Consider the following 14,153-nt stretch of genomic DNA (forward strand, 5'->3'; position numbering starts at 1 on the left):
AATATTCTACTTCCAATGGAAACCAAGGTTAGGGCTGTAATTGATACCTCTGTTTATCTAGCATCTTTTAAATCAAGAAGTACAACAAGCGCCCCCGTAAAAGTTATAGATAACTTACGCGAGGGCAATTTTTTGGCTATTGTAAGCCCTCAAATATTTTTAGAAACTCAAGATGTTGCTACTAGACAAAAACACGGTTTTACCCAAGATTATGTTCGGACTTTTTTTGGCGGCATAAAATCAAATATAATTATCATATCAGGTTATTACACTTGCTATAAATTAGATGATATAGATATCAAAGACAATATGATTTTAGCTGCTGCTTTAGAAAGTAAAGCTGATTACATCATAAGTTTGGACAGAGAACACTTATTACCTTTAAAAAATTACCAAGAAATACAAATAGTTAATCCACATCAGTTTTTAAAGGAATTTAAAGATTACGAAAGCATTAAAAATGCTTTTTCTAATGAAGTTATTGATACTTCTAATATTTCCTAATTAGATACTCTTGTTTGGGATAATAAAAAAATACCAGAAAAATTAGGCTGTTTTTCTGGCTTTTTAGATTATTTTTACTATTACTTAAGGTATAGGTATATAGTTAATTTCGTGATAGATATAATTCAGATTAAAATCATTGATGTTTCCATCATCAAACTTAACTGTTACATAGTTATCGTAACCCGGTAAAATCTTTGATGTGATACCATATTCATTATATTCAATAATTGTTCCACTTCTATTAGATAAGCCAAAATCATATTTTTGTCCAAGATAAAAATCTACAATTCCTCCTTCAGCATGACTATATTCATCTGAAAAAACCAAAGTGCCTTTTTCTCCGTAAAAATTTAGCTTAACCATATTAATTGTTCCTAAGATAAACCATTCGTAATATGAATATATAAATATCATGTTATTAAAACAACAGTATTATTACGCAAAATAATCTTTATTATCTTTACTTTGTTTTTGCATAAACAATACCAAAAAATCTCACGCCCAAACACAAAAACACTCAAAATCCTCTCCGCGCCTCTGCGTCTCTGCGTGAGATAATATCCTAACTTACAACCACCTAGCCGCATCCTTAGCGTGGTAAGTCAAAATCAAATCAGCACCAGCCCGTTTAAACCCAGTCAAAGTTTCCATAACAACGCGCTGCTCATCAATCCAACCATTTAAAGCCGCAGCCTTCACCATTGCATACTCACCGGACACATTGTAAGCCGCCACAGGTAAATTAGTAGCTTCCTTAACGCGCCAGATAATATCCATATATGCCAAAGCTGGTTTAACCATCAGCATATCAGCACCTTCAGCAATATCCAACTCAATTTCCTTCAGTGCTTCCCTAGCGTTACCGGGGTCCATTTGGTAAGTGCGTCTATCCCCAAATTGCGGTGTTGAGTCCGCAGCATCTCGAAACGGCCCATAATAAGCTGAAGCATATTTAGCAGCATAGGACATAATGGGGATATCTTCAAATCCCGCTTCATCCAAACCTGCGCGAATAGCTTGGACAAAACCATCCATCATTCCCGAAGGTGCAATAATATCTGCACCAGCTTGAGCTTGAGAAACTGCGGTTTTCTTTAATAATTCCAAAGTTGGATCATTTAAAACTCTACCTGTTAAATCACCAACTTGTAAATAACCACAATGACCATGACTTGTATATTCACATAAACAAGTATCAGCCATAACAATTAAATCAGGAACGGCATTTTTAACTGCGGTTGCTGCTTTTTGAACAATACCACAATCATGCCAAGCACCAGTAGCATCTATGTCTTTATCTGCCGGAATTCCAAATAAGATAATTGCCGGAATTCCTAAATCATAAACTTCTTTAGCTTCCTCAACAATCTTATCTACTGAAAGTTGGTAAACACCGGGCATAGATTTGACTTCCTTGGCTATACCTTCTCCTGGGACAGCAAATAATGGATAAATCAAATCGCTAGTAGTTAAAACGGTTTCACGTACCATACGGCGTAATTGAGTATGGCTACGGAGGCGACGGGGGCGGTGGATAGGAAACATAAATTTTGTGCAGACAAAACAATACAATGGACACAGAATAAAGCGTCACAAAAGCAAGTTTTTAGCTTGCTCTATTCAGACAAACTACAAGCAGTGCGTAACTGTCTTTTGCCCTACTGTTGATGAAGCTGTGGGGCAATTTTATATTCTACAGCTTGATGGACTTTTACTTATAACAAATTTACAAAAAACAATCTTAAAAAATTCAGTCAATTGATTTTAGTAAATTGATTAATCAAAAGTCTGTGATTAATCAAGCTACCATATTTTTCCTGATCTTATCCTAGAAAACTCGGAAAATAAATGGATAACGGCAAGGTTTATCAGGATTGCTAAAAACGCCAATTAATGCCCAGATTGTTAATCCCCAGTGGATAATATATCCTAAACCTGCGACTGGTAACAAGATGATTAGAGGTAAAACCAACCAACCAGTCAGAAAAAACCAAACTCCCAGAATCGCTCCATATAACCAAACGTTAAAGTGAAAATTGATAGATTCCTTGGCATTGTCTTTGACAACCGGATCATCTGATACAAATAATATAGCTATAGGTAAACCAATGGAGACAATTGTGGTACTGAAAAAAATTGCTCCATGACACAACGCAGATAATAGTTTACGTTTATCGCTGTCGTACATTTTTTTCTCCATAAATCATTTTTATGACCCAATTTTATCCTATTGTTTGAATTACAATTTGTCGGATTTCAGCATGAAAATAAATCTGAAATCCTGTAATTCTAATAATGTTGATTCTAATGTTAATGCTTTTGGGAAGTTTTAGCCCTTATATATATGGGCGCACAGATTTCCACTATAATGATATAATAGTGGAAAGTCCGGGATTTGTCAACTACCTTACCTTTGACACTCCCCATAAGAGAATTCATAGAATTGACAAATTTGATTCCTAGTCCTGAAAAAGATTACATTTAGTGAAGTTACAAATAAATTACAAATATGTCCATTGAACTCCAAGCAGAACTAGGTCAAGCGGTGGAACAGCGTCGCAACTTTGCGATTATTTCCCACCCTGATGCTGGTAAAACTACGTTAACTGAAAAACTATTATTATACGGGGGTGCTATTCACGAAGCTGGGGCAGTAAAAGCCCGCAGAGACCAGCGAAAAGTGACTTCTGACTGGATGGCCATGGAGCAACAACGGGGAATTTCCGTAACCTCTACTGTATTGCAATTTGCCTATCGCAACTGTCAAATTAATTTACTCGACACCCCTGGACACCAAGATTTTAGTGAAGACACCTATCGGACTTTAGCCGCAGCGGATAATGCCGTGATGCTGATAGATGCAGCGAAAGGTTTAGAACCCCAAACCCGAAAACTGTTTGAAGTCTGTAAAATGCGGGGAATCCCGATTTTTACCTTTGTGAATAAACTCGACCGTCCAGGCAGAGAACCGATAGAATTATTGGATGAAATTGAGAAAGAATTGGGATTACAGACCTATGCAGTGAATTGGCCGATTGGTATGGGCGATCGCTTTAAAGGTGTATTTGACCGTCAAAAGCAGCAAATTCATTTATTTGAACGGAGTTCCCATGGTAGTAAAGAAGCAAAGGAAACTATCCTCGATATAGGCGATAAACGACTTGAAGAATTACTAGAAAAAGAACTTTACCACCAACTTAAAGACGAATTAGAACTCTTAGAGGGAGTTTGTCCAGAACTAGATTTAAACTTAGTACACGCTGGCAAAATGACTCCAGTGTTCTTTGGTAGTGCCATGACCAACTTTGGGGTGGAATTATTCCTCAAGAACTTCCTGGATTTTGCTCTCAAACCAGGTACACATAGCAGTAGTGTCGGCGATATTCCCCCTACCTATCCAGAATTTACTGGATTTATTTTCAAACTGCAAGCGAACATGGACCCGAAACACCGAGATAGAGTGGCTTTCGTCCGGGTTTGCACAGGCAAGTTTGAAAAAGATATGACAGTAAATCATGCTCGAACTGGCAAAGTTGTCCGTCTATCTCGTCCGCAAAAACTGTTTGCCCAAGAAAGGGAATCTATTGATGTCGCTTATCCAGGGGATGTAATCGGTTTAAATAATCCGGGTGTTTTCGCAATTGGCGATACAATTTATACAGGACAAAAGCTAGAATATGAGGGAATTCCTTATTTCTCTCCTGAACTGTTTGCCACGCTGAGAAATCCCAACCCCTCAAAATTTAAACAGTTTCAAAAAGGTGTTTCCGAATTGCGAGAAGAAGGGGCTGTCCAAATTATGTACTCCACTGATGAAGCCAAGCGTGAGCCAATTTTAGCAGCGGTTGGTCAATTGCAATTTGAGGTGGTACAGTTCCGCTTACAAAATGAGTATGGTGTAGAAACTATTCTCGATTTATTACCCTACAGTGTCGCCCGCTGGGTTGAGGGTGGTTGGGAAGCTTTAAAGCAGGTGGGACGTTTATTTAATACCACTACTGTTAAAGATAGCATGGGAAGACCAGTATTATTATTCCGCAATGAATGGAATTGTCAACAGTTAGAGGGTGATCATCCAGAGTTGAAATTAAGTGCGATCGCTCCCGTCTTTTCCCATCAACAATCAGTGGAAAATTGACAATTACCAATTACCAATTACCAATTACCAATTATCAGGGTATCTCAATTAGTGCTATTTGTAACCCAGAACCGATTGGAGTCCCAAAGTTTGTATGCCTTCCCACGCTGAATCATGTTTGGAAGCTGGTTTAGCTGCTCTCAAGCAGGGGAATTACTATACAGCGATCGCTAACCTTGAACCACTGGCCAAAGATCAAAACCAAGAAAAAATTTGTTTACAGGCACAGGTTGGGTTAGTTATGTCCTATGCTCGCACTGGCGAAGTCTCTAAGGCCATCGCCCTGTGCCAAAATCTCATTGCTAATAGTAATCCCCAGGTTCAAGAGTGGGCAACACTTGCTCTTGAACACCTGCATAAACGCAAAAACCAGAAGAAAAAATCTCGCAAAACCAATACTAGAGTTATTCCCAGTTTAAACCCTTCCCAACAAAAGCCACAAACCGCTTATGTTGGCGCTGATGGGAACACGAATATCAATCCAGTTAGCATTTATTGGCGTAATGCCAGACGCGCTAAAGTTTGGCAGCCTTTACGCAAACCTAATATCATTCCCTCTCGACTACTTGCCCTCGGAACATTCATTGCCCTATTTTGGATGTGCCGAGAAATGCTTAAATTAGTATTGGGCTTAACCAATCAAATTTTATATCAACTGCCCTACTTAGAACCCATCCAGATTTTATATCGTGATCCTAGTTCTTTGATCTTAGGATTATTTGTCATCTTAATGGTATCGTCTCCTTGGTTACTCGACTGGATACTAGCAAGATTTTCTGGTCAAGAAGAGTTAACCAAAGAGAAATTAAATTCCTATAGTCGTGAGACATCCAGGGTATTACAACGCACTTGTCAACAGCGGCGCTGGCCAAGTCCCCAACTGAGAATCTTGCCAATTTCTGCTCCCATGATGATCAGCTATGGCAACCTCCCCCGCACAGCCAGAATAACTGTTAGTCAAGGTTTATTAGAACAACTGGCAGATGACGAAATAGCTGCTATCTATGCTTTATCTTTAGGGCAAATTGGGCGTTGGGATTTTATGGTGATGTCCCTAGTCCTGTTAGTAACCTTACCATTTTATGGACTATATCAGCAAATATCAGTTTGGGGAAATCAACATCAACATAAAATTTGGCGTTGGCCAGGTACGGTTTTAGCGGCGATTACCTATGGAATTTGGTGTCTTTTGACTGGTACAGCCTTGCTTAATGCCCGGTTACGGCTTGACCATAGCGATCGCCTATCCGCAGAAATCACTGGTAATCCCAATGGACTAATTCGCGCTTTTCTAAAAATCTCCATTGGCGTAGCCCATGATATCAGCCTTCAAGAACGGACTTGTTGGCAATTAGAAAGCCTCAATCTTCTCGCCCCCGTTGCATACCAACACAGTATAATTTTGGGTAGCACCGCTGGTCATCTACCTTTTGAATCATTTTTAAAGTGGGAAAATTTTCATCCCTATCGGCAATGGTTGACAATTAATAGTTGTCATCCTTTAATGGGCGATCGCATTGAACGCCTTTGTCAAATAGCTCGCTACTGGCATTTAGATACTGAATTACATCAAACAAACCCAGCACAGCCGATTCTGATTCAGCCTCAATCCTTCTTATTACAAATTGCCCCTTGGTTGGGAATTCCCCTGGGTGTTATCTTCGCTGGTCTAACTTGGTTAGTTTGGCAAACAGCATACACCATCCATTTGTTAAACTTGAAGTGGATTTATGATAATTGGTCTTTTGTCACAGGTTGTATGTTGATTGGCTTTAGCATTGGCACAGTTATGCGGATAAATGCTTTATTCCCCGATATTACACCTGTCAATGCCCAAAAAGATGAAAACCTGACTAGCCTATTAGCCAATCCCTGTATTTTACCAATTGATAGCATTAGAGTCCGCTTTACTGGTAAACTAATAGGCCGTCCTGGGATTGGTAATTGTTTAGCACAAGACCTCATCCTGCAATCTAGTCAAGGTTTAATGAAATTACATCATATTCCCTGGCTAGGAAAGTCATTCAATCCTCAAGACTTAATTGGCAGACAAATCACTGTTACAGGTTGGTTACGACGTGGGGGAACTCCCTGGATTGATATCCAAACCCTAGAAACTCAAGGTGGCAAAAAAATTAATAGCCCTCATCCTATTTGGTCTACTGTAATTGCAGTTTTCGCCCAAGCCTGGGGTGCTTATATTATGCTCACAGGTTCTTAAGTAACAGATGACAGATCACAAACAAAGGGGTTTGGGAAAAATATTTACTTTTACCTCTTGCCTCTTGCCTCTTGCCTCTTGCATCAAAAATGTGTTTTATGTTACGATGCAGTCATACTATTGGCGGAAAAGTTGCTGCTGAACTAGCTACGTAGAAAATACCATGATAGTGTTAAGTAATGGCATTTTATTCTGCGGGCAAGAATTAAGAAGAATGAATTTACTGTGGTAGGTAGTGGGCTATTAAATTTACAATTCCTAAAATTAAGGTACTATTGGCGGACGAGTGCAGATGCGCTTTCGTGCCAAATAAGCTTGATCCCAACAAAAAACTGTATTCTATAAGTTGATAGTTTGGATTGAAAAAATTGGTTTGTGGCAGTTTTAGTCCATAGTATCTATTCAAAAGCCAAAGCCAATTGATTTTTTTTGTCTTGCCCTGTTTATTCCCAATTTGGAGGTATAGTCCATGTCCATTCGCCTATATATAGGAAATTTGCCAAAAGAAGAAATAGATCGTCAAGAGTTGCAAGCTGTGTTTGCAGAAGAAGGCGATGCTGTTACTACTAAACTAATTAAAGACCGGAAAACAGGCAAATGCCGTGGTTTTGGGTTTTTAACGGTGAATAATGATGAACAAGCAGATCAAATTATTGAAAAATATAATGGTCAATTGTTCAAAGATACACCCATTAAGCTAGAAAAGGCTTTACCACGGACTAAAGGTGAGGAAGGCGAAGAACAACCACAAGTTCCCAAGCCAGTGATCCAAGGACAAGGTATTAGCGCCCCTGTTCCTAGCAGCAACAAAGAAAGCAGCCGTCGGGATAAAGGTAAAAAGTCTCGGCGTGGTAGTGGTGGTGGTACCCGTGATACGGCTACTAACATTGATAACGAAGCTTTTCGTCCAGATCCCCGTTGGGCAGCGGATTTAGAAAAGCTCAAACAGATGTTGGCCGCACAAACTACCAACTAAATTGTCTGTTCCATCAATGGGCTTTCAAACTAATTTTTAAAGCCAACAAGCAGTGCGGGTAGCCACATAAGGTTATCTGCACTGTTTATTTTGGCGATTTTTTGCAGTTTGAGAGCGTAATTACACAAAATTTAGAATTTATTACTAAAACTGTATCTAAATTAACAAAAATTATGACAATGTGGGAATAGTATAAGCCAATACACTTATCTTAATTAAATCAATGTTTTTGAGAAAATGATGGCAATTAAGGTGATATTTTCGGCAACTGCACTAAGGTGTATTTAACTTTGATGGAAATTATTTTGATTGCATGAAATTTGTCAGTAACTAACTGCAAATATCCCATAGAGAGATTTAGCTTTGCTACTTCAGATAGGTTCTATCATTGGTTAACTAATATACCATGATAGATAATATTCCCTTGGCCATCTAAAAAGACCCATGAGAATATCTATCAAAGGTATTAAGTATAAGTATAGAATTTGGGGGAGATTAACCAATAGTTTGGTAATAATTAAAATAGAATAAATATTAATTATGCAAAGTTCCCCAACAAAATCCAGATTTTAGTTTAATAAGAGCAATTTCTGAACTCCCTTCTATCTTGTTAAAATCAGTAACATAATAAATCTATGAAAGCTACCACTAAAAAACACATTGCCTTAATTTCAGTCCACGGTGATCCAGCAATTGAAATTGGGAGAGAAGAGGCAGGGGGACAAAATGTTTATGTCCGCCAAGTGGGTGAAGCCCTAGCACAGCTAGGATGGCAGGTGGATATGTTTAGCCGAAAAGTCAGTGCTGATCAAGAAACAATAGTTCAACATAACTCTCATTGTCAGACTATTCGGTTAACAGCAGGACCAGTGGAATTTGTGCCACGAGATCAAGGTTTTCAGTATTTGCCAGAATTTGTAGATCAGTTACTAGAATTTCAAAAAGAAGCTGGGATTAAATATGATTTAGTTCACACTAACTATTGGTTATCTGGTTGGGTAGGAATGGAATTGAAGAAAAGACAAGGAACTAAACAGGTTCATACCTACCATTCTTTAGGAGTGATCAAATATAACACCATTGAAAATATTCCCCTGGTAGCAAGTCAACGTTTAATAGTAGAAAAACAAGTCTTAGAAACAGCAGAAAGAATTGTGGCTACCAGTCCCCAAGAACTGGAACATATGCGATCGCTTGTTTCCCAAAAAGGTAAAATTGATATTATTCCCTGCGGTACAGATATTCAGCGGTTTGGTTCAGTGGACAGAGAAGCCGCAAGAGCTACTTTAGGAATTAGTCCAGAAGCTAAATTGGTGTTATATGTAGGCAGATTTGACCCCCGGAAAGGCATAGAAACCTTAGTTCGGGCTATGGGTGAATCTAAATTTTATGAATCCAAACAATTACAGTTGATTATTGGTGGTGGTTGCACACCTGGGAATAGTGATGGTCAAGAACGAGATCGGATTGTTGGAATTGTCAACGAATTAGGCATGGGTGAATGCACCTCCTTTCCTGGTTGTCTGAGTCGGGAGATATTACCAGCTTATTACGCCGCCGCTGATGTTTGTGTTGTTCCCAGCCACTACGAACCCTTTGGATTAGTAGCTATTGAGGCCATGGCCTGTGGTACACCTGTAGTCGCCAGTGATGTGGGTGGATTGCAATTTACCGTTGTTAATCAAGAAACTGGTTTATTAGTACCGCCGCAAAATGTCCCCGCTTTTAATCACGCTATTGATAAAATTCTCAGTAATCCTGCATGGCAGCAAGAATTGGGTCAAGCGGCTAAAAGGCGTGTTATTAATAAATTTAGCTGGAATGGTGTAGCTAGTCAGCTAGATGAACTATATACTCAACTGCTACAGCAATCTGTTAGAGAACCTGCATTAGTGAGTAATTGACAACTGATAATTTTGGAGATACATGACAACCTTGGCTAAATAGAGATTATTCGTGCATAGTTGTAAGATAGGAAAGCATCAAGTAAGCTCTAAACATACTTGCAGTTAGACGGTGAAATGATGGAAGTTCAAGAAATCAAAAAATTCCCTAAACCCAGGAAACCAGACAGCGAATCCCAAAATTTTCAGCACGTTAAGATCCTTGACTGCAATCAACCAGTATGTAGGGTAATTTGTGAGTGTTGGCACTGCAAACAAGGGATATTATGTGAGGTAGACGTATCATCTTCACAGTATTTAGAAGTAGAATGCCCAAGTTGTGGCAGAAGTGCCGTGAGGCTGATGGCGGAAAAGGTGATTTCTACTACACCTATCCCTTCACCCTGGCAAGGATAATTCAATTTTAGATTTTAGATTTTGGATTTTGGATTAAAGATTCAAGATCCAAAATTTCTATTTGAAATCGGAGAAAATATAGTTAGTAACCCAAAAAATATTTATTTGATGAACCAAGAAGATATTAAAAAAGAAAGCCAAAAGAACAGTAATTTTCTCGCAGAAAAGGGGTAATTGTTTTGCAACCCCTTGACTTTACCGCTTTAACTGCTGCTTGCGGCGAAATCCGCGCTAATTGGTTGCCTGCACGCATAGAACAAGTATATCAGCGCGATCGCTTTACCATTGCCATTGCTTTACGAACTTTAAATCAACGGGGTTGGTTAGATATTTCTTGGCATCCCCAAGCCGCCCATATTTGTATTAGTGAACCACCACCACGCGTCCCAGATACTTTTACTTTTAGTCAACAATTAAAACACCAGTTGGGTGGGTTGGCTTTGGTAGGAATTGAAGCGATTTCCCCTTGGGAACGGGTAATTGATTTACAATTTGCCCGTCGTCCTGAAGAAACCGCCCTGTATCACCTCTATGCGGAAGTGATGGGTAAATACAGTAATGTGATTTTAACTGATGCTAGTAATGAAATTATCACCGCTGCCCATCAAGTTAGTCAGCAACAATCTAGCGTTCGTCCCATTCAAACCGGACAAAATTACGAAACACCACCAAAACTGACGGGCAAAATCCCCAATTTAAGCGAATCCCTGGAACGTTGGCAAGAACGGGTAAGTTTAGTCCCCGGAGGGATTAAACGCCAATTACTCAAAAGTTATAGTGGTTTAAGTTCGGCTTTGCTAGATACCATGTTGCTGGCGGCAAATATTACACCAGATACCAACACCGAGGCACTTACTCCCCAAGATTGGCAAAATTTATTTCAACGTTGGCAAGAATGGTTACAAGCTTTAGATGTAGGTAAATTCCAACCTGCTTGGACCCAAACCGGATATACGGTTATGGGTTGGGGTGGAATTGCACCCACAAAAAATATCCAAGAGTTACTTTACCGTTATTATTCTGATCAACTAAATGAACAGTTATTTGTGCAACTGCGTCATCAGTTAAGTCAGAAATTGTTGAATATTCTGGGTAAATTACGGGTTAAGGCGAAAACTTTTAGCGATCGCCTGCAACAATCAGATCAAGCTGAGGAATATCGCCAAAAAGCTGATTTATTAATGGCTAACCTGCACCATTGGCAACCGGGAATGCAGGAAATCAGTTTACCAGATTTTGAAACTGAACAGCCAATTGCGATCGCCCTGTTGCCAGATAAAAACGCCGTCCAAAATGCCCAAAAGCTTTACAAACAGCACCAAAAACTCAAACGCGCCCGCGCTGCTGTTGAACCCTTACTATTTTCTGTCCAAGCAGAAATTGACTATCTCGAACAAGTAGAAGCCGCAATTTCGCAAATAGACAAATACCAAAATCTAGAAGATTTACAGGCTTTAGAAGAAATCCGAGATGAACTAATTGGGCAAAAATATCTAGAAGGACTAGAATACCGCAGCCGTAGCAGCAACGACACCCCCGGCACTAATTTCCATCGTTACCGCAGTCCTAGTGGCTTTGAAGTCCTCATTGGTCGCAATAATATTCAAAATGATCAACTGACCTTCCGTGTGGCTGGGGATTATGATTTGTGGTTTCACGCCCAAGAAATTCCGGGGAGTCATGTCCTGTTGCGTCTAGAACCGGGTACAGTGGCCGAAGAAGCTGATTTACAATTTAGTGCCAATCTTGCGGCTTACTTCAGTCGCGCCCGTCAAAGTGACCAAGTACCAGTAGTTTACACCCAACTCAAGCACGTCTATAAACCCAAAGGAACTAAACCAGGACTTGTGGTTTATAAACAAGAAACGATTATTTGGGGAAAACCACAATTAGTCAGTTGTTAGTTGTTAGTTGTTAGTTGTTAGTTGTTAGTTGTCAGTTGTCAGTAGAAAATATTTTCCCTGTTCCCTGTTCCCTGTTCCCTGTTCCCTCATCTTTCCTAGAATGGAAAACCTACTCGCCCAAGGGTAGATATTTTTTGAGATATTTTCATGAAAAAATTGTACTGGCTGCTACAATCTTGTTAAGAAAAGTTGCCCGTTGAATTTTGGGAACGCGCAATTTGGTTTTAACTCTCTTGAGAAGACAACTCGAACAACGTTTTTTTCTAAACCAGCCTGTGGGAGGGCTGGTTTTTTTGTGGGCTTAAAAGTTCAGCAAACCCTAAATAGAATACAGGAGTCTGATGTTATTTTCTGAATCACGGTCATCACACTCATGATAAAAATCATAGTTCAGACATCTTTCCCAAGGGAATAAAAACAACATCTGAACTATGATTTGTGAGATTTATTTGATTGCTTTGATTAGAAACTGAAGGTAGTTCTCAAAGCACCAATCACTACATTATCATTAGTATCCTTATGATCTGGGGCTGTCAGCCAAATCACAGCCGGGGTAAGGGTAATATTGTCGCTGAGTTTATATTGATAAAATGCCTCAATGTGATAGGAGGTATTTGGATCTTTAGCTAATCCAGCAACACTAGAACTGGTAACTTTGGGTTCCATACCCACTATCACACCAGCTAAGTTACCTTTTTTACCCAAGTCTGGGAAACCAAGAGTAACAGCATAGTTCCAAGTGTCCACACCTCCCTTTGTACCTGTCAAAACTTGACTGTTGGTATATCCAGCCCAACCACCGAGAACAAATTTTTGACTAATACCTAGAGATGCTTGAACACCATAGGAATTACTAGAAAAAGCTGCATCACTCAAATCCTGGAAGGTTGCGCTATTACTACCTGTGAGTAGTGGTTGTTTATAGGAATTGATGTAAGTTAAACCCAGAGAAATGCGATCGCTTGGTTTGACGGTTAACTGTGCTAAAGCACCGTAACTCCCATCAAACAAGCCATTTCCAGGAGTGGGGTTATTCGCAGTACCACTCAAATAAGCTAAACTTAGGGCTAATTTATCGCCAAACTGATGGTTAATTCCTATGCCTTTATCACCTAATTGTCCATAAATCGGGTTTCTTGTGCCAAAGGTAGACACAGCCCCAAATGCACCATCACCATCAAACAGATTGACCGTATTGGTAACGTCGTCTGCTGCACCAGCATTAGCAATTAGTTTGACTTGGGTATTTTTACCCACAGGGAAAGCATAGTACAAGGCATCTATGGAAGCATTGGTATTACCAGTAGTCCCCGCAAAAAATAAATTGCCTTCGGTGGTGTTAATATCAGGGCTGAGAATGTTATTACTTTGGATTCTGGTAAACAGTGTATCTTTGCCTGTAAAACTACTTACCAACTCTAACCGCGCCCTTGCCCCTAAAGTGGTATTTTTACCAGTAATATCCGCACCATTAACTTGTTTATTTGTCAAAACATCACTAACAACTGCGACAACTTGCCCTTGCAGCTTGGTGGTAGTCGAAAATTGATTGGCTTCTAACTCAGTAGTTCTGGCTTCTACCGCATCTACACGCCCCCGTAAGGTGGCTAGTTCTGCGGAAAAGTCTTCTTGCAATTTTTGAATTGTGGCTACATCTTGTTTTGTCGTGCCATCACCCGTAGCAGTAGCAATGAGTTCGTTGACTCTATCTAAGCAAGCATTCAAACCGGCGGCAAATTCATATCGTGACAACGCCCGATTACCCCGATAAGTACCGTTGGGATAACCTGCTATACATCCATAGCGTTCTACCAATGATTGTAAAGCCTGAAATGCCCAATCACCAGGTTGCACATCGGATAACTGAGATACGGAGGTAACTTGTGATATCGTCTCTTGTTGACTATTATTATTAACTTGTGGCTCTAAATTATTTGCTGGTAATGTTTCTGCCCATGCGACCGAATTCATACATAGCATGGAACCGATAACGCTGGAACTGGTAATCAAATACGTCCAAAATTTTTGCATTTTTCCTCACACCCATTGTTGAAGTTGATCATGCCATACTTAATCTAAAACTGTATAGCTATCAAGAATTATTCTC

General features: G+C 39.6%; 11 protein-coding genes. 7 read left to right on the forward strand and 4 right to left on the reverse strand.

Annotation, left to right across the window (positions count from 1 at the left end):
• Nucleotides 1–15: 15 nt before the first annotated feature.
• Nucleotides 16–504 (forward strand): putative toxin-antitoxin system toxin component, PIN family, encoded by a 489-nt coding sequence (locus tag FJR11_RS11510; RefSeq protein WP_168503804.1) that lies wholly within the window; start codon nt 16–18, stop codon nt 502–504.
• 84 nt (nt 505–588) lie between these two features.
• Here FJR11_RS11510 and FJR11_RS11515 read toward each other — a convergent pair whose 3' ends face one another.
• The 3 genes from FJR11_RS11515 to FJR11_RS11525 form a co-directional block, all read right to left on the reverse strand.
• Nucleotides 589–870, reverse strand: a complete 282-nt coding sequence (locus FJR11_RS11515) for a hypothetical protein (RefSeq protein WP_168503805.1) — start codon at nt 868–870, stop codon at nt 589–591.
• Nucleotides 871–1,074: 204 nt separating this feature from the next.
• Nucleotides 1,075–2,052 (reverse strand): porphobilinogen synthase, encoded by a 978-nt coding sequence (hemB, locus tag FJR11_RS11520; protein ID WP_168495014.1) that lies wholly within the window; start codon nt 2,050–2,052, stop codon nt 1,075–1,077.
• A gap of 283 nt (nt 2,053–2,335) precedes the next feature.
• On the reverse strand, nt 2,336–2,695 hold the full coding sequence (locus FJR11_RS11525; protein WP_168503806.1) for a DUF4870 domain-containing protein: 360 nt from the start codon (nt 2,693–2,695) through the stop codon (nt 2,336–2,338).
• 321 nt (nt 2,696–3,016) lie between these two features.
• Between FJR11_RS11525 and FJR11_RS11530 the strand changes: the two genes are divergently transcribed.
• The 6 genes from FJR11_RS11530 to FJR11_RS11555 all read left to right on the forward strand — a co-directional run bounded on the left by FJR11_RS11530 (nt 3,017) and on the right by FJR11_RS11555 (nt 12,046).
• Complete coding sequence (locus FJR11_RS11530) at nt 3,017–4,645, forward strand: peptide chain release factor 3 (protein ID WP_168503807.1); 1,629 nt, start codon at nt 3,017–3,019, stop codon at nt 4,643–4,645.
• Nucleotides 4,646–4,739: 94 nt separating this feature from the next.
• Nucleotides 4,740–6,866: a zinc metalloprotease HtpX gene (locus tag FJR11_RS11535; RefSeq protein ID WP_168503808.1), complete on the forward strand. Its 2,127-nt coding sequence runs from the start codon at nt 4,740–4,742 to the stop codon at nt 6,864–6,866.
• A 469-nt stretch (nt 6,867–7,335) separates the two neighbouring features.
• Nucleotides 7,336–7,842, forward strand: coding sequence for an RNA-binding protein (locus FJR11_RS11540; RefSeq protein WP_168503809.1), 507 nt, complete (start codon nt 7,336–7,338; stop codon nt 7,840–7,842).
• 635 nt (nt 7,843–8,477) lie between these two features.
• Entirely contained in the window at nt 8,478–9,746 is a 1,269-nt protein-coding gene (locus FJR11_RS11545; protein ID WP_168503810.1) for a glycosyltransferase family 1 protein, read from the forward strand.
• Nucleotides 9,747–9,866: 120 nt separating this feature from the next.
• Complete coding sequence (locus tag FJR11_RS23560) at nt 9,867–10,142, forward strand: hypothetical protein (RefSeq protein WP_168503811.1); 276 nt, start codon at nt 9,867–9,869, stop codon at nt 10,140–10,142.
• A gap of 179 nt (nt 10,143–10,321) precedes the next feature.
• A complete protein-coding gene (locus FJR11_RS11555; protein WP_168503812.1) occupies nt 10,322–12,046 on the forward strand; it encodes an NFACT family protein in 1,725 nt (574 codons plus the stop codon).
• Between the two features lie 462 nt (nt 12,047–12,508).
• Here FJR11_RS11555 and FJR11_RS11560 read toward each other — a convergent pair whose 3' ends face one another.
• On the reverse strand, nt 12,509–14,077 hold the full coding sequence (locus FJR11_RS11560; RefSeq protein WP_168503813.1) for an iron uptake porin: 1,569 nt from the start codon (nt 14,075–14,077) through the stop codon (nt 12,509–12,511).
• Nucleotides 14,078–14,153: the final 76 nt, after the last annotated feature.

The organism is Anabaena sp. UHCC 0187, assembly GCF_009712035.1.
GTDB lineage: Bacteria > Cyanobacteriota > Cyanobacteriia > Cyanobacteriales > Nostocaceae > Dolichospermum.